Source organism: Novosphingobium kalidii (assembly GCF_040534015.1).
Taxonomy (GTDB): Bacteria; Pseudomonadota; Alphaproteobacteria; order Sphingomonadales; family Sphingomonadaceae; genus Novosphingobium; species Novosphingobium kalidii.
In genome coordinates, this window is the sequence record NZ_JBEWLY010000013.1 from 221,166 (window position 1) to 245,936 (window position 24,771).

29 protein-coding genes and 1 pseudogene are annotated in these 24,771 nt (G+C 62.1%); 21 read left to right on the top strand and 9 right to left on the bottom strand.

The window, feature by feature from the left end; translation table 11 throughout:
- The first annotated feature begins 61 nt into the window (after positions 1-61).
- The 8 genes from thrC (at position 62) to ABVV53_RS07805 (ending at position 5,289) form a co-directional block, all read left to right on the top strand.
- Complete coding sequence (gene thrC, locus ABVV53_RS07770; protein ID WP_353983822.1) at positions 62-1,465, top strand: threonine synthase; 1,404 nt, start codon at positions 62-64, stop codon at positions 1,463-1,465.
- Complete coding sequence (locus ABVV53_RS07775) at positions 1,465-2,352, top strand: class I SAM-dependent rRNA methyltransferase (RefSeq protein ID WP_353983823.1); 888 nt, start codon at positions 1,465-1,467, stop codon at positions 2,350-2,352. The genes thrC and ABVV53_RS07775 overlap by 1 nt, the downstream gene beginning before the upstream one ends.
- 8 nt (positions 2,353-2,360) lie before the next feature.
- The gene (locus ABVV53_RS07780) at positions 2,361-2,732 is read left to right on the top strand and encodes a dihydroneopterin aldolase (RefSeq protein WP_353983824.1); all 372 of its coding nucleotides are present in this window, start codon (positions 2,361-2,363) and stop codon (positions 2,730-2,732) included.
- Complete coding sequence (locus ABVV53_RS07785) at positions 2,732-3,073, top strand: Rossmann fold domain-containing protein (RefSeq protein ID WP_353983825.1); 342 nt, start codon at positions 2,732-2,734, stop codon at positions 3,071-3,073. The genes ABVV53_RS07780 and ABVV53_RS07785 overlap by 1 nt, the downstream gene beginning before the upstream one ends.
- Entirely contained in the window at positions 3,070-4,077 is a 1,008-nt protein-coding gene (gene moaA, locus ABVV53_RS07790) for a GTP 3',8-cyclase MoaA (RefSeq protein ID WP_353983826.1), read from the top strand. The genes ABVV53_RS07785 and moaA overlap by 4 nt, the downstream gene beginning before the upstream one ends.
- Before the next feature lies 1 nt (position 4,078).
- Positions 4,079-4,321, top strand: a complete 243-nt coding sequence (locus ABVV53_RS07795) for a MoaD/ThiS family protein (RefSeq protein ID WP_353983827.1) — start codon at positions 4,079-4,081, stop codon at positions 4,319-4,321.
- Positions 4,278-4,787, top strand: coding sequence for a molybdenum cofactor biosynthesis protein MoaE (locus tag ABVV53_RS07800; protein WP_353983828.1), 510 nt, complete (start codon positions 4,278-4,280; stop codon positions 4,785-4,787). Before ABVV53_RS07795 ends, ABVV53_RS07800 begins: the two co-directional genes overlap by 44 nt.
- Before the next feature lie 82 nt (positions 4,788-4,869).
- Entirely contained in the window at positions 4,870-5,289 is a 420-nt protein-coding gene (locus ABVV53_RS07805; protein ID WP_353983829.1) for a hypothetical protein, read from the top strand.
- A 69-nt stretch (positions 5,290-5,358) separates the two neighbouring features.
- On the opposite strand, the gene ABVV53_RS07810 is transcribed toward ABVV53_RS07805, so the two are convergent.
- The gene (locus tag ABVV53_RS07810; protein WP_353983830.1) at positions 5,359-5,904 is read right to left on the bottom strand and encodes a hypothetical protein; all 546 of its coding nucleotides are present in this window, start codon (positions 5,902-5,904) and stop codon (positions 5,359-5,361) included.
- A gap of 245 nt (positions 5,905-6,149) precedes the next feature.
- Between ABVV53_RS07810 and rplU the strand changes: the two genes are divergently transcribed.
- The 4 genes from rplU (at position 6,150) to ABVV53_RS07830 (ending at position 8,233) form a co-directional block, all read left to right on the top strand.
- Positions 6,150-6,446: a 50S ribosomal protein L21 gene (gene rplU / locus ABVV53_RS07815; RefSeq protein WP_353983831.1), complete on the top strand. Its 297-nt coding sequence runs from the start codon at positions 6,150-6,152 to the stop codon at positions 6,444-6,446.
- A gap of 25 nt (positions 6,447-6,471) precedes the next feature.
- Positions 6,472-6,741 carry a 50S ribosomal protein L27 gene (gene rpmA, locus ABVV53_RS07820; RefSeq protein WP_353983832.1) on the top strand — a complete coding sequence of 90 codons (270 nt, stop codon included), beginning with the start codon at positions 6,472-6,474 and terminating at the stop codon, positions 6,739-6,741.
- Positions 6,742-6,974: 233 nt separating this feature from the next.
- Entirely contained in the window at positions 6,975-7,544 is a 570-nt protein-coding gene (locus ABVV53_RS07825) for a GNAT family N-acetyltransferase (protein WP_353983833.1), read from the top strand.
- Positions 7,545-7,675: 131 nt separating this feature from the next.
- Positions 7,676-8,233: a GNAT family N-acetyltransferase gene (locus ABVV53_RS07830; protein WP_353983834.1), complete on the top strand. Its 558-nt coding sequence runs from the start codon at positions 7,676-7,678 to the stop codon at positions 8,231-8,233.
- A gap of 10 nt (positions 8,234-8,243) precedes the next feature.
- On the opposite strand, the gene ygfZ is transcribed toward ABVV53_RS07830, so the two are convergent.
- Positions 8,244-8,993, bottom strand: coding sequence for a CAF17-like 4Fe-4S cluster assembly/insertion protein YgfZ (ygfZ, locus tag ABVV53_RS07835; protein WP_353983835.1), 750 nt, complete (start codon positions 8,991-8,993; stop codon positions 8,244-8,246).
- Positions 8,994-9,048: 55 nt separating this feature from the next.
- Positions 9,049-9,957, bottom strand: a complete 909-nt coding sequence (locus ABVV53_RS07840) for a LysR family transcriptional regulator (RefSeq protein ID WP_353983836.1) — start codon at positions 9,955-9,957, stop codon at positions 9,049-9,051.
- 101 nt (positions 9,958-10,058) lie between these two features.
- On the opposite strand from ABVV53_RS07840, the gene ABVV53_RS07845 reads away from it, so the two are divergent.
- Both ABVV53_RS07845 and ABVV53_RS07850 read left to right on the top strand, forming a co-directional pair.
- On the top strand, positions 10,059-10,754 hold the full coding sequence (locus ABVV53_RS07845; protein ID WP_353983837.1) for a pirin family protein: 696 nt from the start codon (positions 10,059-10,061) through the stop codon (positions 10,752-10,754).
- Positions 10,755-10,784: 30 nt separating this feature from the next.
- Positions 10,785-11,363, top strand: a complete 579-nt coding sequence (locus ABVV53_RS07850) for a nitroreductase family protein (RefSeq protein ID WP_353983838.1) — start codon at positions 10,785-10,787, stop codon at positions 11,361-11,363.
- 88 nt (positions 11,364-11,451) lie between these two features.
- On the opposite strand, the gene ABVV53_RS07855 is transcribed toward ABVV53_RS07850, so the two are convergent.
- The gene (locus ABVV53_RS07855) at positions 11,452-12,339 is read right to left on the bottom strand and encodes an alpha/beta fold hydrolase (RefSeq protein WP_353983839.1); all 888 of its coding nucleotides are present in this window, start codon (positions 12,337-12,339) and stop codon (positions 11,452-11,454) included.
- Positions 12,340-12,438: 99 nt separating this feature from the next.
- A complete protein-coding gene (uvrB, locus tag ABVV53_RS07860; RefSeq protein ID WP_353983840.1) occupies positions 12,439-14,625 on the bottom strand; it encodes an excinuclease ABC subunit UvrB in 2,187 nt (728 codons plus the stop codon).
- 234 nt (positions 14,626-14,859) lie between these two features.
- On the opposite strand from uvrB, the gene ABVV53_RS07865 reads away from it, so the two are divergent.
- Positions 14,860-15,633 carry an esterase/lipase family protein gene (locus tag ABVV53_RS07865; RefSeq protein ID WP_419956761.1) on the top strand — a complete coding sequence of 258 codons (774 nt, stop codon included), beginning with the start codon at positions 14,860-14,862 and terminating at the stop codon, positions 15,631-15,633.
- Between the two features lie 126 nt (positions 15,634-15,759).
- Here ABVV53_RS07865 and ABVV53_RS07870 read toward each other — a convergent pair whose 3' ends face one another.
- The gene (locus ABVV53_RS07870) at positions 15,760-16,518 is read right to left on the bottom strand and encodes an EF-hand domain-containing protein (protein WP_353983841.1); all 759 of its coding nucleotides are present in this window, start codon (positions 16,516-16,518) and stop codon (positions 15,760-15,762) included.
- Positions 16,519-16,932: 414 nt separating this feature from the next.
- Here ABVV53_RS07870 and ABVV53_RS07875 point away from each other — a divergent pair, with 414 nt between their 5' ends.
- A complete protein-coding gene (locus ABVV53_RS07875) occupies positions 16,933-17,457 on the top strand; it encodes a hypothetical protein (protein WP_353983842.1) in 525 nt (174 codons plus the stop codon).
- Between the two features lie 131 nt (positions 17,458-17,588).
- Here ABVV53_RS07875 and ABVV53_RS07880 read toward each other — a convergent pair whose 3' ends face one another.
- The 3 genes and pseudogenes from ABVV53_RS07880 to ABVV53_RS07890 all read right to left on the bottom strand — a co-directional run bounded on the left by ABVV53_RS07880 (position 17,589) and on the right by ABVV53_RS07890 (position 20,783).
- Complete coding sequence (locus ABVV53_RS07880) at positions 17,589-19,097, bottom strand: YifB family Mg chelatase-like AAA ATPase (protein WP_353983843.1); 1,509 nt, start codon at positions 19,095-19,097, stop codon at positions 17,589-17,591.
- Between the two features lie 397 nt (positions 19,098-19,494).
- Positions 19,495-19,730, bottom strand: a pseudogene (locus ABVV53_RS07885) (transposase); the annotation flags it as partial.
- Positions 19,731-19,982: 252 nt separating this feature from the next.
- On the bottom strand, positions 19,983-20,783 hold the full coding sequence (locus tag ABVV53_RS07890; RefSeq protein ID WP_353983844.1) for a class I SAM-dependent methyltransferase: 801 nt from the start codon (positions 20,781-20,783) through the stop codon (positions 19,983-19,985).
- A 627-nt stretch (positions 20,784-21,410) separates the two neighbouring features.
- Here ABVV53_RS07890 and rpmH point away from each other — a divergent pair.
- From rpmH to yihA, 5 genes are all read left to right on the top strand, one after another.
- A complete protein-coding gene (gene rpmH, locus ABVV53_RS07895; protein WP_039388288.1) occupies positions 21,411-21,545 on the top strand; it encodes a 50S ribosomal protein L34 in 135 nt (44 codons plus the stop codon).
- 143 nt (positions 21,546-21,688) lie between these two features.
- Positions 21,689-22,042 (top strand): ribonuclease P protein component, encoded by a 354-nt coding sequence (rnpA, locus tag ABVV53_RS07900; RefSeq protein ID WP_353983845.1) that lies wholly within the window; start codon positions 21,689-21,691, stop codon positions 22,040-22,042.
- Positions 22,042-22,269, top strand: coding sequence for a membrane protein insertion efficiency factor YidD (gene yidD / locus ABVV53_RS07905; RefSeq protein ID WP_353983846.1), 228 nt, complete (start codon positions 22,042-22,044; stop codon positions 22,267-22,269). Before rnpA ends, yidD begins: the two co-directional genes overlap by 1 nt.
- A 39-nt stretch (positions 22,270-22,308) precedes the next feature.
- Complete coding sequence (gene yidC / locus ABVV53_RS07910; protein ID WP_353983847.1) at positions 22,309-24,087, top strand: membrane protein insertase YidC; 1,779 nt, start codon at positions 22,309-22,311, stop codon at positions 24,085-24,087.
- Complete coding sequence (gene yihA / locus ABVV53_RS07915) at positions 24,077-24,733, top strand: ribosome biogenesis GTP-binding protein YihA/YsxC (RefSeq protein WP_353983848.1); 657 nt, start codon at positions 24,077-24,079, stop codon at positions 24,731-24,733. Before yidC ends, yihA begins: the two co-directional genes overlap by 11 nt.
- The last annotated feature ends 38 nt before the right edge of the window (positions 24,734-24,771 follow it).

Genomic DNA, 24,771 nt, shown 5'->3' on the forward strand with positions numbered 1-24,771 from the left:
CGTTCGCTCGCGTATCCAGCGCCATTGCGCCGGGCTGCTGCTGCCGCTAGGCGCGCAGGTGATGGAATACGTCAGCACTAGAGGAAGCGCGCCGGCGCTCGATTTTGAAGGCGCCACACTGGCAGGTCTTGCCAGCGACGGAGGGCTTTACGTTCCGCGCGAGTGGCCGCGCTTTACCGAGGCCGAGATTGCCGGCATGCGCGGTCTGCCGTACGCGGCACTTGCCGCTCGGGTGATGCAGCCGTTCGTCGGTCGAAGCTTAACCCCCGAGCGCCTGCTTGAACTGTGCGAAGCCGCATACGGCCGGTTCTCGCACAAGGCGGTGACGCCGCTGGTCCAACTCGACGCTCAGAATTGGCTGATGGAGCTATTCCACGGGCCGACGCTTGCTTTCAAGGACGTGGCGCTGCAGCTACTGGGGCTTCTGTTTGAGGAGTTTCTCAGCCGCTCGGACCGCAACCTGACCATCGTCGGCGCGACATCGGGCGATACCGGCTCGGCGGCGATCGATGCCGTCGCGGGTAGATCCAAAGTAGACGTCTTCATGTTGCACCCGAAGGGGCGGGTCAGCGACGTCCAGCGCCGGCAGATGACCACGGTGCTCGCGCCCAACGTTCACAACCTGGCATTGGAAGGCGTGAGCTTCGACGAGTGCCAGGCGATCGTGAAGCGCATGTTCAACGATCGTGCGGTGACGGACAGGTTCGCAATCGGCGCCGTCAATTCGATCAATTGGGCACGGCTTATGGCGCAGGTCGTGTACTACTTCGCCACGGCGCTGCAACTCGGGGCACCGGAGCGCACCGTCGCCTTCTCCGTGCCCACCGGCAACTTCGGCGATGTTTTCGCAGGCTACGTAGCGCAGCAGATGGGCCTGCCTGTCGAAAAGCTGATCGTCGCGACCAACGTTAACGATATCCTGCATCGCGCTCTGGCAAGCGGAGACTATTCGCAAGGTACGGTCACGCCAACGGCGGCACCTTCGATGGACATCCAGGTCTCCTCGAACTTCGAACGATTGCTGTTCGATCTCGGCGGACGCGATGGCGCAGCGGTGGCAGCGCAGATGAGCGGCTTCGAGGCAAGCAAGGCGATGCAGCTTACGAACGCCCAGCGCCAGGGAGCAGCAGCGCTGTTTGCGAGCTGCAGGGCGGACGCCGACGAGATGGCTCACGCGATCCGCTGGGCATGGGAGAACTGCGGAGAGCTGATCGATCCGCACACCGCCTGCGCGCTCCACGGCGCGCGCAACGCCGGGCTTGCGCCAGACGTGCCAGTCGTCACACTTGCGACTGCCCACCCGGCGAAATTCCCTGAGGCAGTGGAACGCGCGACCGGGCAGCGGCCCGGTCTGCCGACGCGTGTCGGCGACCTGTTCGAGCGCGAGGAGCGCTGCGCGACTGTGGCTGGGCAGTATGAGGCGGTGGCGGAATATGTGGCCATGCACGCGGTTCCGAAGGGCTGATGGCGAAGCTTTCCAGTGATCCGCTGATCCTTACGGGCGAGGGCTGGGCCGACTACGGCCTGCTCGACTCAGGACATGGCCGCAAGCTGGAGCGCTATGGACGTTACCGATTCGTTCGGCCCGAACCGCAGGCGATGTGGTCGCCCCGGTTGAATGACTGGGACGCTCACGGGGAGTTTGTGCCCGGGTCCGACGAGGATGGCGGCGGACGCTGGCAATTTGCCGGACCGGTACCGCGAGAGGGTTGGCGGCTCGCATGGCGTGACGTTTCCTTCACCGCGCAGTGTACGCCTTTTCGTCACCTCGGGTTTTTCCCGGACATGGCTCCGGTATGGGACTGGATGCGCGGCACGCTTGGCGCCGGCGAGGCATCGACGCTCAATATGTTCGGGTATACCGGCGTTGGCACTCTGGCGCTGTCTTCCAATGGCGCCGTGACCCACGTCGATGCGTCCAAGAAGTCGGTGGCGCAGGCTCGTGAAAACGCCGCGCTCTCCGGGATGGAGGATCGGCCGGTGCGGTGGCTGGTCGATGATGCCGCGAAGTTTGCTGCGCGCGAGGTGCGGCGGGGCCGGCGCTATGACGGCATCATCCTCGATCCGCCTAAATTCGGCCGCGGCCCCACCGGTGAAACCTGGCGGTTGGAGGAGAACCTCCCTGCGCTCATGGCGGATTGCCGGCGGCTGCTCGATGCCGACAGCCGTTTCCTGTTCCTCACTGTCTACGCAGTGCGGATGTCATCGCTGGCGCTTGCGGGGCTTGTGTCTGAGCTGTTTGCCGATTTGCCAGGCACGGTAGAACACGGTGAGCTCGCGGTCCGCGAAGAAGGCGAGGGCGGCAGGTTGCTTCCCACCGCAATTTTCGCGCGTTGGCACAATCCGGGCTAAAGGGCGCCATGGCCGATTCGCTCACTCTTGAAGTTGCCGACTTTGTTGTCGACGTGCTCACCGGAATCTACTCGGAGGAAACCGGAAAGCCGCAGCCCCTTAAAATCACGATTTCGGCAAAGATGAGGCCAATCGCGCATTACGCGCCTGATACGCCGTTATCCGCCAGCAAGAACTACATGGACCTGAAGTTCGCAGCGTCCGAGGCGTTGCCACAGGGCGTGCACTTCAAGTTGATTGAGGCGGTGGCCGATCACATCTGCGAGACTTTGTTCGTGCAGGATGAACGGATCGAGGCGGTAACCGTCAAGATCATCAAGTTGGCTATTGCCGAGGCGGGCGAGTCCATCGGAATAACGCTGACACGCGAGAGGCGCTGATGGTGCTGATGCGCGTCGGTGCATCGGCAAAAGAGCCACTCGCCGCCTCTGCACAGTTCTATTCAGAGCTTCTGCCTCGGGTGCGGGAGCAGCTTGCGCGGGGCGGCGATGTGGTGCTGGTGTTTGAACTTGACGATCAAACGCATCACGCCTGGCAGCGTGCCGCTGTCCAGGAATTGGCTCGTGCTCACGCGCCCGCCCGCGTCAACGCGCTCGCCGGCGGGAGTGAAGATGCGATCAAGGCGGCAGCGGATTACTTGAGCTGCGCTCCGGGAGTGACAGGGCAGTTGCTGCCGCTCGATGGAACCGGGGCGGGGGCGATGCTATATCCTTCAGGATGACCAGCTCGCTCGCTCCTCTTGTGGATCAGTTCCAGCGGCGAATCACGTACCTTCGCCTGTCCGTGACCGATCGCTGCGATCTGCGCTGCTCCTACTGCATGCCAGAGCGAATGACCTTCCTGCCGCGCAAGGACGTGTTGAGCCTTGAGGAACTGCACAAGCTGGCGCTTGGCTTCATCGACCGCGGGATCACCAAGATCCGGCTCACAGGCGGTGAACCCCTGGTCCGGCGCGACATGATGGAACTGGTCCGGGCGCTCGGTCGGAAGATCGGAAGCGGTCTGGAAGAATTAACACTCACCACGAATGGCACGCGGCTTAACGAGTTCGCTGAGGATCTGTTCGCAGCAGGCGTACGCCGCATCAATGTTTCGCTGGATACGCTCGACCGCGCCAAGTTCGCGCAGCTTGCCCGCCGCGACTCGCTGCCGCAGGTGCTGGAAGGCTTGGCTGCTGCAAAGGCGGCCGGGCTTCGCGTAAAGCTCAACACTGTGGCGCTCAAGGGCATCAATGAGGGTGAGATCGCTGATCTCGTGGCTTGGGCGCATGCACAGGGGTTCGAAGCGACGCTGATCGAGGTCATGCCGCTGGGCGACGTCGAGGAAGACCGCATAGATCACTACCTTCCGTTGATCGCCGTTCAGGACGATCTTGAACGGCGCTGGACCCTTGCCGCCTCGGATCACCGCAGCGGTGGGCCCGCTCGCTACTTCGACGTGAAGGAGACAGGTGGCCGCCTGGGTCTTATCACCCCGCTCACCAACAACTTTTGCGAAGGCTGCAATCGTATCCGCGTGACCGCGACGGGGCAGCTCTTTGCATGCCTTGGTGGCAGTGAGCAGGTGGACTTGCGAGCAGCTCTACGCTCGCAAGATCCGCAGGCGGCGCTTGCCGAGGGGCTAGACACCGCCATGAAGATCAAGCCAGCGCGTCACAACTTTGCAATCGATTCGCGCGGGCAAGCGCCCGCACTCGCGCGCCACATGTCGATGACCGGCGGCTGACGTGCCACTCAAGCTCGTATTTCTTGGGCGCTTGGAGGACCTTGCGGGTGAGCCCGAGAGGGAGGTGCCGACGGTAAGCTCGGTCTCGCAGATCATCGATGCGCTGGAGCCAGACCTCGCCGCTGCACTTAGTGGCGAGCGAATCAAATGTGCGCTGAACGGCGTTCTGGTCCATGATCGAGACGCGGGCGTGCTGAAGGATGGGGACGAAGTGGCGTTCCTCCCGCCGGTTAGCGGCGGCTGACGTGGCGCAGGGTGCGGCGGATGTTCGGCTTTTGAGCGCGCCGTTCGACGCGGGGCGTGAAATGACCGCCTTTACCGCCGCGCACCGGCGAGCGGGTGGTGTCGCCAGCTTCATCGGCCAAGTGCGCGCCGAGGCAGGGGAGAGCGCGGTGGAGGCGCTGGAGCTCCGGCACTACGATCCACTAACGCTTCCCGCCATGCGCGAACTTGCGGATCGTACCCTTGACCGCTGGAACCTTGAGGGATTGCTCATTATCCACCGCAGCGGCCTTATGAGCCCCGGCGATCCCATCGTTCTCGTGGCAGCCGCCTCTCGCCATCGGCGCGCGGCATTCAAGGCCGCTGATTTCGCCATGGACCACCTCAAATCAGAAAGCTGGTTCTGGAAGCGTGAGAAGGTCACGGGGCAGTGGCGGTGGGTCGAGCCGCGCGCAGAAGATTATGAGGATATCGCGCGCTGGTCATGAGAGATTCTCGGGGTCGTTTGATTCGGGTCAAGGTGTGTAGCTGCATTCGCGACCATACCGCCTCTAGTAAAGGAGGTCCGTCATGGTCCAAAGTCTCTCTCATCTCGAACTGAACAAGATTGCCGTTGTCACGACGGCCCCGGTCCGAACCCGAGTTGATCGTAACTTCGGCCTTCCTACCGCACTTTATGTCGCCACCGTCGCACTGTACCTCGCCTTTATTGGTGTGATGGGCACGACGTTCATGAATCCCGAGCTGGCGATACCGGTCGTTATCTTCGCGGGTTTTGTCGCCTTCGGCTTTGGTCTTGCCGGCTACTGGGCAAAGATGAAACCGCACAATGACACATCGCCACTTAGTTGGAGCCAGTTCACCCACGGCGGTATCGAAACAATGACAGGCCGCCTGACTGCGCGCCAAGCGGCGGTTCAGGTGCTGATCCTCCCGGTGCTGATCACGGTGTGGGCACTCGTGATCGCGACGATTGTCGCTTTGACCTGAGGCGTTTCCTGCAATGGATTTAAGACAGCCCCTCTTCCGCCACGTCGGAAAGGGGGGCTTGTCCGATCGCTATCTCAGACGCGCGCTAAGCCGTTCAATCACGGCATTCTCGCTTGAGACCCAACTTTCCACCTGACTGCGAGCGGCTTCGATCGCGGCCGCCGTGGGGCTGACCTGCTCAGGATTGGCGATGCGTGCGTCAGCATAGAGCTGATCGAGTTCACCCAAAGATGTCAGGACGCCGCTTCGCGCAGCCTGAAGGCTGGAAAGCGCAACTTGTGCATTGGTCCAGCTGTCACTGATTGCCCCCCCGACACCGGATATGGCGCGCTCGGCGACAGGTTGTCGTGATTTGAACTTTTCATGAGCTTCGCTCGCAATATCGACGAGTCCTGCAAGACGCGTGGTCAGATCAGCTGTGGGAGCAGGCAGGGCCGGCGGCGCTTCGATACTGCCAGACGCGGCGGAAGCGCTGCCTTCCACTCGCTCGATGTCTCGCACGGCGAGTGAGGGATAGGCGCGCGATCCCGCACATGCGCTGATGAGCAGTACAGCACCTAACGAGAGGGGCAGCGATACAAGGGCCGGGATCGAGCGGTCGGTTGCGCGCATCATTGTTAAGCCATAGCATGACTGTCGCTCACGGCGAGAGGCAATCCGCGCCGAAGCAACTGCAAAGCGACTGCTTGGTTGACTCACCGCCACGCTTCGATTAACGGCACCACTCTTTCCGGCCACCCGTGCCTGCACGGGATGTCCGGCACGTCGCCCGCAGGCGCTTTCCTTATGAAAGCTGCAGTGGCTGGGGCAGGTTGTTTCGGCCCTTAATCGGGCATATTTTGAGATTGGGTAAGGGCACCATGTTCGCAGTAGTGCGCACGGGCGGCAAGCAGTATCGGGTCGCCGCCGGAGACAAGATCGCCGTTGAAAAGCTGGCTGGCGAAGCTGGTGAGACGATCACGCTGGGTGACGTTCTGCTTGCGGGCAAGGACGGCGAAATCGCCGACGCCGGTAGCGTGAAGGTCTCGGCCGAGATCATCGCACAGGCGAAGAGCGAGAAGGTCGTGGTGTTCAAGAAGCGCCGCCGGCACAACTATCGTCGCAAGAACGGCCATCGCCAGCAGATGACTCTGCTGCGTATCGTCTCGGTCGGCTGATCGAAGAAATTCGGAGTAGATTGAAATGGCACACAAGAAAGCAGGCGGCTCTTCGCGCAACGGTCGCGACTCAGCTGGCCGCCGCCTCGGCGTTAAGAAGTTCGGCGGTCAGGAAGTGATCGGCGGCAACATTATCATCCGTCAGCGTGGCACTCGCGTGTACCCGGGCGTGAACGTGGGCATGGGCAAGGACCACACCCTGTTCGCTCTCGCGGAAGGCCGCGTGCGCTTCCATGATGGCAAGCTCGGCCGCAAATACGTGTCGGTAGACATGATGGCAGAAGCTGCTGAATAACGGACGGCTGTAAAAGGGCCGTCCCTCGGGATGGCCCAGCCGGCTCCCCAGAGCGGGAACTCCGGCCAGATGGAAGGGAGAGGGCCACCCCCGCTCCCTTTTTTTTGTGTCTCCCTTTTGTCAAGCTGGCACCGATGCGACAGGCGTGCGTTCCTGCCGCGCAGGTGCGTAACGCCTGTGTCATCCGCCTGGTCTAGCTGGACCGCGGCGGGGGCCTTTGAACGGAGACTTTCATGTTCATTCGCACGGAGCGATTGTTCCTGCGCCCGGCCTGGCCGGAGGATTGGCAGGAACTGTACGCGGCTATTGCTGACGAGCGGATCGTGCGCAATTTTGCTCGTATGCCGTGGCCCTACACGCCGGAAGCAGCGCGCGCGACGGTCGCGCGTCCGCAGGATCGACGCCACCCCTGCTTCCTGGTGACCTTGCCCAACGCGCGGGGCTCGCGTGTGATCGGCGGCACCGGCTTGGCGGCCGAGGATGGCGAGACGCAGTTCGGGTTCTGGATCGCGCCTGACAGTTGGGGCTGCGGATTCGCCAGCGAGGCGGCAAGCGCGGTGCTGCGGCTGGCGCGAACACTCGGCCATCGGCAAATCGCTGCTCGCCCATTTGCAAACGACGCCGCCTCTGCTCGGGTTCTTGAGAAAGCTGGCTTTCGGCAGACAGACCGAGTCGTCGAGCGCCACAGCCTGGCACGCGGCGGTGCCTTTCCGGCGCGCGAGTATGCGATCGAGTTCGAATCGGCCAGCGACTGCGATGGTGACGCTGGCGTGGCGTGTCAGCCCGACATGCGAGCGGCCTGAACCGGGCTTCTTTCGCAGTCCTGAGGGGTTCTTGAACGTAGTCGCTCCGAATGTTCGTTTCGGCGCTTTGTAGGTGCATTCGCCACCGAATCAGTGCAGCATCCTCAGGCGGGAATGACGGAGACGATAACATGTTCATCCGCACGGAGAGGTTGTTCTTAAGGCCAGGCTGGCCGGAGGACTTTGACGAACTGGTTCAGGTGGTGGACGATGCCGCTGTTGAGCGCAGCATCGGCGGGCCGGAACTTCCACATACCCCAGCAGAGGTGCGCTCGTACCTAAGGCGGCCGCGCGACGTCCGTTTGCCGCACTTCTTGATCAACTTGCGCGAGGAGGGCGGTGCCAAGGTCATTGGCAGCGTAGGGCTGGCGCGCGCCGGGGCGGAAGTCGAACTCAGCTGCTGGATCGTGCGAGGGTACCAGGGGCAAGGATACGCCGCTGAAGCCGTTCGGGCGGTGCTGACTCAGGCGCGTACGCTGGGGTATCGCCGCGTCATCGCAAACGACTTTTCGGAATCGAGCGCTTCAGCGCGGATACTGCAGCAGTCCGGCTTCAAGCCCAGCTGCGAGATCGGCTCGCCCTTCCAACTCGCACGCACACAGGGGCGGCACGCCCGACGCTACGTGGCTGTCCTGGCGGACAAGCTGGCAGATCTCGTCAGCGTATCTCGTGGCGCGGCTCACGCCTGAAAACGCTCGGTTATTCCCCAGGGTCGCCGGTTGAAAGGATCAGCCAGGGGGGACTGACTTCCGGCTTGATGTCATCGATCCGCAAGTGGTCGACGGCCAACCCAAGCTCTGGGTAGGCCGCGCGCTGCCGTTTGAGCTCGGATTGGCTGAGAGGCACGACTACAAGTCGCCGATTCACTTTCTGACGCCAGTTCATCCGGGCGGTGTTCTCTTGCCCGACGTAGCACCCCTTGCTGAAGCTGACGCCGTGCAGCTCCACCGCGTTGCATTCCAGCCAAAGCGTGGCATCGCTTCCAAGCTCGGCCTGCCCCTCCGTGACTCCCAGCTTGAGCCGGTGGGTCAGGTATGCCTCATCCGCGCTAGCGTCCTCGTCAGAAGCAGGGCTTAGCCAGCGAACGCCGAGAACGGGCAAGCGCGGGTCTGGGGTACCACCTTCGCTATGGTCGGGACGCCAGTGAACCGCGATCGAGGGATCCACAGCGATGTCGATAGCGCGGCGCAGGCGATAGAGCGAGAGGCGCTTCACCAGCGCTTGGGCGGCCTCAGCCTCGCAGTCCAGGAGGTAATCGTCGCCGTCGCCCCACACGATGAAATCGAACAGCGCCTTGCCCTGTGGACTGAGGAGCCCCGCCCACACTGGCAGGGTGCCCTGCACGTCAGAGGTGACGAGCCCCTGCAGGAACGGGGCTACGGCCTCCTCAGCGCCGGAGCGTGGCGAGAGGCGGATTACGGAGCGGCGGGTAAGTCGAGTGGCTGTCATATGCCGAAGGTGGGGTGCGGATGGGCGCGAGGCAATCGTCGGTGCGCGTGTTGGCTCAGCGCGGGCATTGCGCGAGCAGCACTGGCAGCTTGTCCAGGACCCAGGTTCCCGCCGGACCCGGCCGCGTATCCTTACGCCAGAGCGCGACAAGGGCATAATCCATGGCCGGTCGTTCTGGTAAAGTCAGCTCGACCAACGCTCCACTCGCAAGGTCATGCCGGACGACGTGGCGCGGCATCGAACCCCAACCGATGCCTTCCTTCAGCAGCATGTGCTTGGAGCCAAGGTCTGCCAGACGCCAGGTGCGTGGGCTGAAGACCGAGAAATCGCGTCCTTCGGTGAGCGGTGAACGGTCTGTCAGCACCAGTTGCAAGTGCTTGCGCGCTTCGCCCGGTGGGATGCGCTCCAAGGTGCTCAGGGGGTGTCCCGGCGCTGCGACGGGCACCAGTTCGACCGCACCGACCGTTTCGCGTTCGATCTCGGGCAAGTCCAGAATGTCAGGGCCGCCGATTGCCAGGTCTGCCCGGCCATCCAGCACCAGAGCGGCAACCGCTCCCAAAGCCTCCACATGCAGCCGCAGCGCAACGCTGGGGTACATGGCCTGGAACTCGCGCAGGAGGCGAGCCAGGGCTTCGCCCGGCATCATCACGTCGACCGCCAAGGAGAGTTCCGCTTCCAGTCCTTGCCGCAGGGCTCGAACTTTGGCGAGCAGCGCATCGACAGTGTCCGAGATCGCATGAGCCTCGCCAACGAGTGCTATCCCAGCGTCCGTCAGATGCGGACGACGCGAACCCTCGCGGTCGAACAGCCGCACGTCGAGCTGAGCCTCGAGCTGAGCGATGGCATAGCTGACAACCGAAATCGCGCGCCCCAGCTTGCGCGCGGCAGCGTTAAAGCTGCCTTCCTCCACGACGCACAGGAACACGCGCAAATGGTCCAGACTCGGTGGGACGAGATCAACCATTCAACTCTTTCGAACATCTTTGGCTGATTTATCTCACTTATTGGATAGCGGCGCTAGGGCCATATTCCACTCACGAACTGAAACTCACTCACGAGGAAGCCATGATCGAACTTCGGCCTTTCCAAAGCCTCGGCGCTGCAAACCATGGATGGTTGGACGCTCACCATCACTTCTCGTTCGCCTCGTACCACGACCCAGACCGGGTGAACTGGGGCCGGCTGCGGGTCTGGAACGATGACACGATCGCCCCCCAATCCGGATTTCCCGCTCACCCGCACAACGACATGGAAATCATCACTTACGTGCGCAAAGGCGCGATCACCCATCGCGACAGCCTGGGCAATCAAGGTCGCACCGAGGCGGGCGACGTTCAGGTGATGAGCGCCGGTACAGGTATTCAGCATTCCGAATTCAATCTTGAGGATGAGGAGACCACGCTCTTCCAGATATGGATACTCCCCGACCGCAGGGGTGAGGCACCCAGCTGGGGCGCCCGTCCGTTTCCTAAAGATGCTCGTAACGGACAATTCGTGACGCTTGCCTCCGGCATGGCTGATGACGATGCCTTGCCGATCCGTGCGGATGCTCGCGTACTGGGGGCTACCGTTAAGGCGGGCGAGAGCGTGACTTACACGACCCGCGCCGACCGGCACGCCTACCTGGTGCCTGCCACCGGCAAGATCAAAGTCGGTGACGTCGAGGCCAACGCCCGAGATGGTGTCGCCATCACCGGTCTCGACGCGATCACTGTTACCGCTCTGGAAGATGCAGAACTTGTCCTCGTCGACGCAGCCTGAACACATCTCGAAATTCGAAAGGATACTCTCATGACCGGTCGTATAGCACATCCCAAGGTCGAAAAGCTGATCGTCAATCGCTGGAGCCCGCGCGCCTTCGATGGCAGCGAGATCCCACAGGAAGACCTCGACGTTATCTTCGAGGCCGCGGGCTGGGCACCTTCCGCCTACAATGTGCAACCCTGGACATTCCTGTACGCCCGGCGCGGTGATGCGAACTGGGACCTGTTCCTGTCGCAACTCATCGACTTCAATCAGGGATGGGCAAAGGACGCTTCGGCGCTCGTTTACCTGGTGTCAGACAAGTACATGCGCGCAGAGGGCGGCAACACGGACAATCACAGTCACAGCCTTGATGCGGGCGCTGCGTGGATGCTCGCTGCGATTCAGGCGCAGGCGCTTGGCTATCACACGCACGGGATGACCGGCATCAAGTTCGGCGAGGCTGAGGCAGCGCTTGGCATCCCAGCCGATCACCGCCTTGAGGCCGCTTTCGTGATCGGCAAGGCAGCGGGCAAGGAGATCCTGCCGGATTTCCTGCAGGAGCGGGAGGTTCCCAGCAATCGCAAGCCTGTGAATGAGATCGCCAAGGCCGGCAAGTTCTCCTGAAGGGAACCACGTGCAGCGTTGAGCGCATAAGAACCACTGTCGCCGCCCGACTTCCCGGGCCTTGCCCAAAAACGGCGGTGAGAGTTCTTCAGCTTAGAGGTGGCCGTTCCTGGCGGACAAGCGCCAGTAGCTGATCGGCCACGTTCGCTGGCTGCTCCAAATGCAGCCAGTGCGTAGCCTCCGGGATTAAGGTCATCGACGCGGCATCGCACATCGAGGCGCTTTCGCGCGCCAGGCGATTGTCGAGGAAAGAGTCGCGCTCTCCCCAAATGATCGCCGTTGGGCACCGGATGCGGTCGATCGGCGCTTCGCCGGGTATGCTCAGCGCGCGATAGTAGTTGAGCATTGCCGTGAGCGCGCCGTGTCCACTCCAGCTTTCGACATAGTGGCTGAGAACATGACGCGGGAAGATACCGCTTTTGGCGCTCGTTTTCATCGTGGCGCGCAGGATGGCGAAATCGAGAGCGCCCAGCATCGTCTCTGGCAAGAGTGGTAACTGGAACCACGCGACATAAGCGCTGCGCAACGCTTGGGTGGGGTGGCGCATCGAGAAACGGCTCCAAACGTCCGGGTGCGGTGCATCGAGGATCGCGAGGCGCGTGACGCGGCTTGGGTGCCGGGCCGCAACGTGCCAGGCCACCAGGCCACCCCAGTCATGCCCGGCCAGCGCGAATTGTTCATATCCCAACGCCGTAGCGAGGCCGGTCACGTCGCCCACGAGTTTGCGTACTGCGTAAGCTTGCACCCCCTTGGGCCTATCGCTCTCGTTATAGCCGCGCATGTCTGGCACGATTACGCGCAATCCCGCGTCCGCCAGCCTATCGATCTGGTTTCGCCACGCCCACCAGAACTCCGGGAAACCATGGAGCAGGATTATGGGTGCTCCATCCGCAGGGCCGGCTTCGACGACGTGCAGCCGTACGTCGCCAACCCATACGTGCCGCTCTTGCCATCCTGGCGACAGAAGTTCGCTCATACCGGGTGAAGCCCGCGAGGACGCCAGGTGTTCCCGGCATTTCCCCCCGTGCGAGGCAGAACCCTAAGGCAGACCTTTTCGAAAGAGACGAGAGGCGTTCTAGCGCCCGAACTTGCGTTGTGTCTTTCCGTAGCGCAGCTTGCGTGTACCGGGTTTGCCCTCGTTGCTCCGCCCGACTTTGGGCGCCTTGTGCTCGCTCGCGGGAAGCCCGAGTTCCTCGCCTTCAAGCTTGCGAATCTCGTCACGCAGGCGGCCGGCTTCCTCAAACTCGAGATCTGCTGCCGCAGCGCGCATCTTCTTCTCGAGCTCTTCAATGTAGCCACGCAAGTTGTGGCCGACGAGGTTGTTCTCGCCTTCCGCATCGATGTCGATGAGCACGCCGTCGCGGCTGGCGGTATCCGCCACGATGTCGGCGATGCGGCGCTTGATCGTCTGCGGAGTGATCCCGTGGAGTTCGTTGTACTCCTGCTGTCTCGCGCGGCGGCGGTCGGTCTCTGCGATCGCGCGTTCCATCGAGCCGGTCATCCGGTCGGCATAGAGGATGACGCGGCCTTCGACGTTGCGCGCGGCGCGCCCGATGGTCTGGATCAGCGAGGTCTCCGAGCGGAGGAATCCTTCCTTGTCGGCATCAAGGATGCAGACGAGACCGCACTCGGGAATGTCGAGGCCTTCGCGCAGCAGGTTGATGCCGACCAGCACGTCGTAGACGCCTAGCCGAAGATCGCGGATCAGTTCGATGCGCTCCAGCGTTTCGACATCGGAGTGCATGTAGCGCACGCGCACGCCAGCCTCATGCATGAACTCGGTCAAATCCTCGGCCATGCGCTTGGTGAGGGTGGTGACAAGCGTGCGATACCCCTTCGCTGCCGTCGCCTTGCACTCCTGAATGCAGTCCTGGACCTGGTCCTCCACCGGGCGGATCTCCACCGGCGGGTCGATGAGCCCGGTCGGGCGGATCACCTGCTCGGCAAAGACGCCGCCCGCCTCCTCGATTTCCCAGCTGCCCGGCGTTGCGGAGACGGCGACGGTCTGCGGGCGCATCGCGTCCCACTCGTTGAAGCGCAGCGGGCGGTTGTCGATGCAGCTTGGAAGGCGAAATCCATATTCGGCAAGCGTGATCTTGCGCCGGTGGTCGCCCTTCGCCATCGCCCCGACTTGCGGCACCGTCTGGTGGCTCTCGTCCACGAAGAGCAGCGCGTTGTCGGGCAAGTACTCGAACAGCGTCGGCGGCGGTTCTCCCGGCAAGCGTCCGGTCAGAAAGCGGGAGTAGTTCTCGATACCGTTGCATGCGCCGGTTGCGGCAATCATTTCGAGATCGAAGTTGGTGCGCTGCTCCAGTCGCTGAGCCTCCAGAAGCCGGCCTTCTGCCTCCAGCTCCTTGAGGCGCTCCGTCAATTCAAACCGGATCGCTTCCGTTGCCTGCTTCATCGTTGGCCCTGGGGTAACATAGTGCGAGTTTGCGTAAACGCGCACCTTGTCGAGGCTCTGACCCTTCTTGCCAGTCAGCGGGTCGAACTCAGCAATATCCTCGATCTCGTCCCCAAAGAAGCTGATGCGCCAGGCGGTGTCCTCAAGGTGCGATGGGAAGATCTCGAGGCTGTCGCCGCGGACGCGGAAATTGCCGCGTGCGAAGGCCACGTCGTTGCGCTTGTACTGTAGAGCCACCAGCTTGCGGATCGTTTCGCTCTGGTCGACGGTCTCGCCTTTCTTGAGGTCAAAAATCATCGCCGAGTACGTCTCGACCGAGCCGATACCGTAGAGGCAGGAGACGGAAGCCACGATGATCACATCATCACGCTCCAGCAGCGCGCGCGTGGCGGAGTGGCGCATCCGATCGATCGCCTCGTTCACCGAGCTTTCCTTCTCGATGTAGGTGTCGGACCGCGGCACATAAGCTTCGGGCTGGTAGTAGTCGTAATACGAGACGAAATACTCGACCGCATTATCCGGGAAGAAGTCGCGAAACTCGGCATAGAGCTGCGCGGCCAGGATCTTGTTGGGCGCCAAAATCAAGGCAGGCCGCTGCAGTTCCTCGATCACCTTGGCCATGGTGAACGTCTTGCCTGAGCCGGTCACACCCAGCAGCACTTGTGTCTTTTCGCCTTCACGCGTCGCCGCCACAAGATCTGCGATCGCAGTCGGCTGGTCGCCGGCCGGTTGATAGTCCGACTGAATCACGAAACGCTTGCCCGGCAGCGACTTGTCCGGGCGTTGCGGCTTGTGCGGTACGAAGTTGCCGGAAGTGTCAGGCTCTTCCAGCCCCCTGCGGATGACGAGTTCTGCCATGGCGGAACATATGGGGTATGTGGCTGCGCTCCGCAACGATGGTGCGCTCTGTCGGCGTCAGCAGCTGACGGCCACGCAACCGGATGACGCTTTTGTTACAGCGAGCCAGTTCAAGTGACGTTTAGCTGCCCCTGCTATAGGCAGAAACCTTCGGCTCCGCTGACACGTTGCGGTTAGAGAGCGTAGCGCACGATCCGTGCGGACGGAGCATAGGGATAAGCGGGCAAAACGAACGTGTTGGCAGTTGCGAACAACTTCTGGAAGATCGCCGGGGAGCGAGCCGGCCGGGCGCGGGGCGAGATCCTGCGACGGTCCGCGCTTGCACGCGAGCCGCGTCCCGAAGGTGTTAGCGGGCCGCCGTTGCGGTACTTGCTGGGCGAACTTGCGTCCTTTCGCCGTGTGCCCGAACGGCACGAACCTGCCAAAGCCCGCAATCCCCAGCCCGTCATGCTCTTGCCGGGCTTTGGCGCGCATCCGGTCCGCATGCGGCCTATGGCGGATGCACTCACGGGCGCGGGGCATTCTTTGCATGATTGGGGCCTGGGACTGAACTTGGGGCCTACCGAGCAGAACTTTACTTTTCTCATGCGCCGGGTCGGTGCGCTTGCCCGGCAGCATAAAGCTCCCGTAGCGCTCGTCGGCTGGAGCTTAGGCGGCCTGTTCGCCCGCGAGATCGCGTGCCGCCAGCCGAACAATGTGTCGCGCGTGATCACCATGGGCACGCCCTTTTCGGGCAACCCACGGGCGAACAACGCTTGGCGCGCTTATCAGGTCATCACCGGTCACTCGGTTGACGAGCCGCCCATCGAGTGTGAGCTGGGCGGCAAGCCCCCGGTGCCAACGGTTGCCTTGTGGAGCCCGCGCGACGGCGTTGTTCACCCACGGTCCGCTTGCGGCTGGCCGGGTGAGCGGGACCGTGCAGTGGCTCTGCGCTGCACCCACCTTGGGTTCGCATGTGACCCGCAAGTGATAGCCGAGGTTCTGCGCCAGCTCGACGCGGAGGATTGATCTTTTCGCTCTTGCGCTGAGGCTGACTCCGAGCCGCACGTGTCGGGAACGGCGGGAGTTCAGCGCTAGCTGACGCCACGCATTGTTGCTCGTGGCGCCAGATTAATGCGATGGCGTTATCGTGGGTCAGATTTGGTACAGGCGTTCGACCCGCTCAGGATTTTCGATGACGCGAGCGTCGGTTTCCCGAAGAAATTCTTCACCGCGTGACGATAGCATCACCGAACTGCCATCCCGGAACAGCAGGACGTCATCCAGGGGTACGCCTGCCTCGTCGCGGCGAGTATTGCCAAGCATATAGTACGGCGTACCCTGCAAGTCGATCATCGCATAATAGCGGTTTTCGTCTCGCGTGCGAACGATTCTATCGATCCTGCCAACCCGCTCACCCTTGAGATTCACCACGGGTTTGCCCTCGACTACCTTCGCGTCGACCGGCTGAATCGTCATGTAGTATGTTGCGGTGACGTAGTCAGGATTCGACCAGTCGCTCGTTGTTCGCGCAGATGCGCTTGTCGCGTTGGCGCTGTTGTTGATTTTTGCCGGCTTTGTCACCGCAGGTGCGTTTGCAAATTCTGTCAGCGAAACCGTGCCGTTGCCGTCTTGGTCCAGCTGGGCAAAGCTCCTGTCGACCGGAGAAAACATCGAACTGCGCCTGTCTGCGCGGTACATCGCCAGCTGGTCGCGTGGCATCGTGTTCGTCCGGAAGTCGCGAAACTCTGCCCGCGAGAGTTGCTCGTTGTCGTCGCGGTCGGCAGCTTCGAACCAGCTGGCGCGATCATGAACACCCATGTGCATTGGCTTCGCGCCGGCTTGTGCTGCGGCGGTGGGAGCGCCAACAGCCAAGGCGGCAATCAGCGCGACGGCGGATAGTGGCTTATGCATAACTGTCCTCCATTGTTATAGATGACGCCGGAATGTCGCGGCAGTCTGCTTTGTAACGGAGTGCCGATCCCGTTGGTTCCTATAAAATCAATCCTCGGACGATCTGCGAACACACAATGTCGAGTGGATTATCCTGAGAACTGTACTTTAGGTTCTTTATAGAAGCCCTCAACTGAACGAAGGATGTAGTTTGTCAGTTGGCAATCGGCTGATTCCTTTGACTCGGCAGGTAGCGATGTCACCTAACTCTGAAGGAGCCTGGAGCAGCGGTGGAGTCCTGCTTCTCAGTCATCACACGCACGGCGGACGCCTCTCGCTGACGAAAGGCGACTGGAAGGGCAAGTTCGGAACGATTGCCCGCTCCTCCGGTTAGAGGTGTGGCCGACTCGCGGCTTCGCAGAGGAGAGAATGTTCATGAGTAAAGCTTCAGCAATTTTCGATACGCACGCGGAAGCGGAGCGTGCAGTTTCGGAACTGAGAGCGCTCGGTCTTAGCGACAACGATCTTTCGGTTATTGCCCATCATGGCGGCACGACCACCGCACGCTCTGGCGATGGTGAGATAACCGACGAGCATCACCGCAACATCCTACGCGGCATCCTGGGCGGTGGCGCGCTTGGCGCGGGTCTTGGCGTAGCCGCGCTCGCCATTCCAGGAGTCGGCGCCTTGGCCGCTGCCGGCGCGATTGCTGCTACCGCGGTTCCCGAGGCGATGGGCATCGGTGCAGCTGTGGGCGCGATTGGCGGCACCTTGAATGAGGCTCTGACCAAGCACGGCGTCAGCAAGGAGGATGCTTCCTACTACGGCGACCGTATGAAGGACGGCGCTGTGCTCGTGGTGGTCGAGGACACCGGAGTGGATACCCAGCGTGTCCGTGAGGTTCTTTACCGCAACGGCGGGCACAACTCCTCGCAAGCGCGTACGCCCCGTAGCATCTAAGAGCGACACGGCTCGCGAGCGGAATGAGGCGAAAGAGCAACCCCGGCGCCACCGTAACTGGTTGGGGCCGGGGCCCTCGACAATCTATCATCTGTCCCGAGCATCGTCGATATCGGTCGCCAGCAGCGGAGCTAAGCGCGTGGCGGCTGACGGCGATAGCTCAGCGCCTCGGCTATATGAGCGCGCCCTATGATCGGGGCGCTCGCGAGGTCAGCGATGGTTCGCGCGACGCGCAAGATTCGCGTGTAGCCTCTGGCCGAAAGCCTGACGGCCTCGGCCGCCTGGAGCAATAGCTTCCTGCCCTGCTCGTCCGGCGAAGCGTGTGCGTCCAGGAGGTCGCCCTGCAGTTCAGCATTGGTGCGAGCAGAGGTGCCCTTGAGACGCTCCGACTGAATGGCGCGCGCTAGCCGCACACGCTCTGCCACTTGCTCGCTGCCCTCACTAGCTGGCGGAAGAGCCAGATCTGCCGCGCTGACCGCCTCCACTTCAACATGAAGATCGATGCGGTCGAGCAGTGGACCGGATACTTTGCTTTGATAGTCCGCAGCGCAACGGGGTGCTCGGCTACAGCCTAGCGCCGGGTCGCCCAGGTGTCCGCAGCGGCAGGGATTCATCGCTGCGATGAGTTGGACGCGAGCAGGGTAGGTCACGTGGGCATTGGCTCTTGCGACGGTCACCTCGCCGGTCTCGAGCGGCTGGCGCAGCGAATCGAGGACCGCTCGTTGAAATTCGGGCAGCTCGTCGAGGAACAGCACGCCAAAGTGCGCCATCGAGACCTCACCCGGCTTCACTTTCAACCCACCGCCCGTCAGTGCTGCCATCGAGGCTGAATGATGGGGCGCACGATACGGCCTGGCGCGGCTGATGCGGCCCCCTTCCAACGTTCCGGCCACGCTTGCGACCATAGAGGTCTCCAGTGCCTCTTCCGGAGTGAGCTCGGGCAGGATGCCGGGAAGGCAGCTTGCCAGAAGGGATTTTCCTGCTCCCGGCGGTCCGATCATCAGCAGGTTGTGAGATCCGGCCGCGGCGATTTCAAGGGCGCGCTTGGCGATCTCCTGCCCTTTCACCTGCCGCAAATCCGGCCCGAGCACCGGCGGATCAGCTCGCCCCAATTCAGGTGTCGGGAGCACTTGGGTGCCCTTGAGGTGGTTGAGCAGGCTAACAAGATTGGGAGCCGCGAGCACGGGGACGCCGCTGGCCCAGCGCGCTTCGGAGCCTTGTCCGGCAGGGCAGATCAGGCCTTTCTCGGAGGCGCTGGCGTGCAGCGCGGCAAGCAGAACACCGGGTGACGGAATGAGGCGGCCATCCAGCGCGAGTTCGCCGACAGCGACAAAGTCTCCGAGTTGCTCGGCATCGGCAACTCCCATGGCGGCTAGCAATGCCAGTGCGATGGGGAGGTCGTAGTGGGAGCCTTCTTTCGGCAGGTCGGCGGGCGAAAGGTTGATGGTGATGCGTTTGGGCGGGAGGGCGAGCCCCATCGATGAGAGCGCCGCGTTAACGCGTTGCCGGCTCTCGCCAACGGCTTTGTCCGGAAGCCCGACGACCTGGAAGGCGGGCAAGCCGGCAGCAATCTGGCACTGCACCTCGACACTTCGTGCTTCTAGGCCGAGGTAGGCCACTGTCGAGACTAGCGCGACCACCCGGCTCCCCCACTTGGCTTCACGTATGTGCTGCGCGATGGACTGCAGGTCGCAACGTGTCGAGTTACAAAGCTTTCACATTGGCGCCGGAACGGCGGTAACAATGAGGCTAGCGCGGCATCTACGGCGGCGGTGACGCAGTTTCAAATTAGCGACACGGAGACTGACGGCTTGTACATAGATGCTGTCCCGACGGGCCGCTCACTTGGCCGAGCGATCAGAGGCGGCGACCATAGCGGTAAAGCGTGTAGTATTCGCCAAAGCACTTTTTGCACGGTTTGTGATATTCCGGCTTGCATGAGGAGGCATGGGTAATGGCCTCTTCGAGCGTCGTGGTTGGGAAGTGCCATGCCGTCGAGAAGCCATGTAATATTAACTGGTTAATGGAGGCTTCTAGCTTTGCGAGATGATCCTTCAGGCCGGCATCATCAAGCATCGTCTCAATCAGGCGCCGCTTCAGCTTGGCGTTCTCATCCTCAGGCGCTCGTAGCCGCTTCGCCTCGGACACCTCCAGGTCATTTTTGACCCGCCACTTGTAGATCATCGCTTTCGAGACGCCAGGACGCCGGGCCAAATCGCTGGTCTTCGCCCCTGCCTCGGCCTCATTTAGCACCCGATGACCTGCTCTTCCATGAACCTTTGTCGCTTCCTTGTCCGTCCTTCTTTCGGGCAAGACTCTATTCGGACTTGGAGGAAAACCGGGGGGGGGCACGTCAGATAGGGCAACCAACATGGCGCTCTTCACCGACCTGCGCGAGTTGATCCTACGGTGGCCCCTGTTATCAAGCGAGCGAAGAAAGCGGCGTATCGTAAGCTCCGAGGCGAGGTGCAGGATCATCCGAACTGGGGCGATCGGCAGGAGCCGGATTAGCCGGCCCCCGCCTGTCACTGGATGCGCGTAACCTCGACCGCAGCCTGCTCCCAAGAGAAGCCTATGAACTTTGCTGCGTAGCCAGATGTCGGCAACCACTCCTCAAATGCGAGCTTTTCGCCAACCTTCCAACCGGGAAAGGAGTGGTACTCATCAAAAACGAAGATGGCCCGGTCAGCGAGCCAGGGGGCCACTGTCGCCAGCGCGTATTTGGAAGACTCGTAGGTATCAAGATCGAAGTGGACGAAAGCTACCGACTTCTTCGGCCGATCAGCAAGGAACGGCGGGAGCGTATCCTGAACCCATCCCGGCACGAGTGTGACATTCTCTTCCACCTCGGGGAGTTGGGAATTTAGATCGAACCCGCCGGCGAGCGCCACGTGGCCCACCCAATCTTCGCGCAAGCCCTGAAAAGAGTCAAAGCCGTAGATTTTTGCCGGCGCGATCACTTTCGCGATATGATTGGTGGAGGTCGCCTGGAATACGCCAAACTCGATTACATCACCAGCGCTCGCCTTCTTCAAAGCATATTCAAGAAGGTCGAGGTGGCTGTGCAGAAGAACTGCACTATGAAGATTTTGATAGATGAAGTCGGCCGATTCCTTCTTGGCCACATCGTATAGGTAGTGAAAAATGTGGCGCGTCCGGTCGTCACCACGAGATTGGAGATCTTCCGTGCGATCCGCGATTTCGCGTATGGCGTTTTGGAGCTTTTCCGTCCGACTAGCGATCTCGCGGATCTCGGAAAGGATGATCTCAGTTGGGGGGGGCACTGCAGGCGTAGCGTTATGTCTGCCTCTATCGAAAAGCGTCATGAGTGCCTGCCTCCCTGCGGCAAGTGAGGTCTGAATTGAAGGAATGAGAGTACACTAGGTCTCTAGGCAGGGGAAGGGTGCCGGCCATCTGGGCTCAGGCTCACGACCACCTGTCCCAGCCGCAAGATGAGGGTGGCTGTGAGAGCCATGCGGGAAGAAGGAGGTCGGGCGGCGATCTTAGCGGGACGAGGCGGCGCCAGTCCTGCATTGGGCGATCAACTTCTTGAATCACTCGCGCCCGGTAACAGCCAGTCGTATTCAAGCTGACGAATTATGCCCCGTCGTCGGCGTAAATGATCGGGGCTCTGCGCTCAAAAGGGCGGATGGCGGAGTCTGCTGGGTTTACCTCACAGTGGATCAGCCCACTGGGCTGGTCTTTTTCTACCACATCTGACTTCGCGGCAAAGTAGACACAACAAAGTTCTTCCGGAAACCCGAACGCGCGCTTGTGAAAGGCAGCACCGGAGAAGTCGTGGTCAATTTTGAAACTGCGTCAACACCCTCTACGGGGAGTGGCTTGACTCGCTCGGCGTGCTGCACTAGTCGCGCCAGCCTGATGAACGGTCGCTCCGATGTGAGCGGCCCTTTTTGTTCGCGCCGTGATGGCGCCAATTTTGAGGTTTCGCCATGAAGCGCACATTCCAGCCCAGCCGCCTTGTCCGCGCTCGCCGCCATGGCTTCCGCGCTCGCACTGCGACTGTCGGTGGTCGCAAGGTCCTGCGTGCCCGCCGTGCGCGCGGCCGCAAGAAGCTGTCGGCCTGAGCCAACTTCCGCTGGGGGCTTGCCCCCCTGCTTGGCGGCGCCGCATCTCGCTTCCGCATGATTGTTGCGGAGGCGAGATGCGGTGCCGCTTTGTTTGGCGGAACTCTGTCCCTATCTCTGGCCGCGTGGCTGCACCCTACCTCATGATGACTCGGCGGGCCGACTTCCTGGCCGCCAATCGCGGGTTGAGAGTGGCGCGGCCGGGTTTCGTGCTCCTGGCGCGGGGCAACGAGGGGCAGGGGCTTCGTCTCGGCATCACGGTCACCAAGAAGATCGGCAACGCGGTTGTGCGCAATCGCATGAAGCGCCGCTTCCGCGCTCTCGCGCGCGAGGTCCTCGCGGATCACGGTCTGCCAGATACCGATCACGTCCTGATCGGACGTGAAGGGGGGATGGAACGAGACTTCTCGCGATTGCGCGAAGAGCTTGTTGCGGCGCTCGCCCGGGCGCGGGCAGGCAAGGGTGACTCGCCCCGGCGCAAGCGCGAGAAGCGCTGATGCGCTGGTCCGACCTCCCGCGAAAGGCGTTGATTCTAGTGGCTCGCGCGTGGCAGCTCGGGCCTTCGCAGGTAATGCCGCCCACTTGCCGCTACCAGCCGTCGTGCTCGCAGTATGCGATCGAGGCTTTGGGAAAACACGGTGCGATTAAGGGTGGCTGGCTGGCGATCAAGCGTATATTGCGCTGCCACCCTTGGGGCGGGCATGGCCCGGACCCCGTGCCCTGACGCTCGGGCAACCGCTCAAAAACGGGACTTGAAAGCTTCGTGGAGAATCAGCGCAATATCATCCTTGCGGTCCTGCTGACTGCGCTCGTCCTGTTCGGGTGGGACGCGGCGGTCGGGTACTTCTACCCGCAGAGCAAGACCCCCACTCAAGTGGTCGAGAGCGGCGGTGCCGACAATGCGGTCAGCCCTGGCAAGCCGACGCGCGAGGGTGGTTTGACCGACGCCGCCGACGTTCAACTGGAGCAGCAGGACCTCAGGACTGCTCTCTCTTCCGGCGGGCGTGTTCCGATTGCTGCCGACGGCGTCTCCGGCTCGATCAATTTGCGGGGCGCTATCATCGACGATCTCGTCCTCAATCGCCATCGCGAGATGGTCGACAAGGACTCGGGCCCGGTCCGCCTCTACTCGCCGGCAGGAACGCCAGCGCAGCAGTTCGCGCAGTTCGGCTGGGTTGGTGAGGGCATCGATACTCCGAACGCCAACACCGTCTGGACAGCGCCCGAAGGCGCGAAGCTGACGACGCAGTCTCCGCTGACGCTGACGTGGCAGAACGGTTCGGGACAGACCTTCGCGATCACATTCAGAATCGACGAGGACTATCTGATCACTGCCTCCCAGCGGCTTATCAACCGCGGAAGCGGTGCGGTCGCGGTGCAGCCGTTCGGCCTTATCAATCGCACGGATCGGACGGCAAGCCTCGATACCTGGAACGTCCATTCCGGTCCGATCGGCGCCTTCGACGGCTCCGTCGCTTTCGGCACCGACTACAGCGATGTCGTGGAAAGCGGCACCGTGAGTACGGCGGGGCGTGCCAACTGGATCGGCTTCACGGACGTCTACTGGATGTCTGCATTGGCTCCGGCCGAAGCGGCTGCCTCCGGCACGTTCCGTTCGCTGGGTAATTCGCTGTTCCGCTCGGACCTCGTCTATGACAAGACAGTGGTGCAGCCGGGCCAGCAGCTGGCGCTCACGACCAAGCTGTTCGCCGGCGCCAAGGAACACGCCGTGCTCGACCGCTACGAAGAGGGCGGAATCAAGAATTTCGGCCTCGCGATCGACTGGGGCTGGTTCCGCTGGTTCGAAAAGCCGATCTTCTGGCTGCTGTTGTCTCTGTTCAAGCTCGTCGGCAATTTCGGTGTGGCCATCATCCTGCTGACGGTCGTGGTTCGCGGCATCATGTTCCCGGTCGCACAGCGCCAGTTCGCCAGCATGGCCGCGATGCGTGCTATCCAGCCCAAGATGAAGGCGCTGCAGGAGCGCTACAAGGACGACAAGCAGACGCAGCAGCAGAAGATCATGGAACTGTACAAGCAGGAGAAGGTGAATCCGCTCGCCGGGTGCCTTCCTGTCTTCCTGCAGATTCCGGTGTTCTTCGCGCTCTACAAGGTGCTGATCCTCGCCATCGAGATGCGTCACCAGCCCTTTGCGCTGTGGATCAAGGACTTGTCTGCGCCCGATCCGCTGCACATCCTTAACCTGTTCGGCCTGCTTCCATTCGATCCGCCCAGCTTCCTTGGCATCGGCGTGCTCGCGGTGGTGCTTGGCGTCACGATGTACCTGCAGTTCAAGCTCAATCCCGCCCAAGGCGATCCTGCTCAGCAGCAGGTCATGATGCTGATGCCGTGGATCATGATGTTCGTGATGGCGCCCTTTGCTGCGGGTCTGCTGATCTACTGGATCACCTCCAACATCCTGACGATCGCGCAGCAGAAGTTCCTCTACAGCCGCCATCCGCAGCTCAAGGCGCAGGCGGAGAAGGACGCCGCCGACAAGCGGCGCGCCAGCGAGCAGGACAAAGCTGCAAAACATGGTGCCTGAAGAGATGAACGAGACCGAGGTTGTTGATGTGGAGCGTGCGCGCAAGCTGTTCGCGGGCCCGGTCACCTTTCTGCTGAGCGCCCCGCAGCTTCAGTTCCTGCCGGAGCCAGAGGTCCCCGAGATTGCTTTTTGCGGGCGCTCGAACGTCGGAAAATCGTCGCTGCTCAATGCTCTTACGGGGCGAAAGTCGATTGCGCGCACGTCGGTGACGCCGGGTCGGACGCAGGAACTCAACTTCTTTGAAGTCGGTACTCCCACAATCTTCAGACTCGTGGATATGCCCGGCTACGGTTTCGCCAAGGCCCCGCCCGCAGTCGTCGAGAAGTGGCGGCGGCTCGTACGTGACTATCTGCGCGGCCGAGTGGTCTTGAAGCGCAATCTATTGCTGATTGACGCGCGCCACGGTGTGAAGCCGGTCGATGCAGAGATGATGCAGATGCTGGACGAAGCGGCAGTCGGATACCGCATCGTTCTGACGAAGGCAGACAAGATCAAGGCAAGCGAACTGGAGGCGGTGACTGCCGCGACTGTGGCTGAGGCTCGCAAGCACTCTGCCGCCTATCCGGAGGTACACGTTACGTCTTCGGAGAAGGGCCTGGGCATCGCCGAGCTGCGCGCTGCAGTGCTGGCCGACAGCGAGATTTAGGCGGCAGCTCGCTGCCGTCACAGGGCGTCGGCATTCTC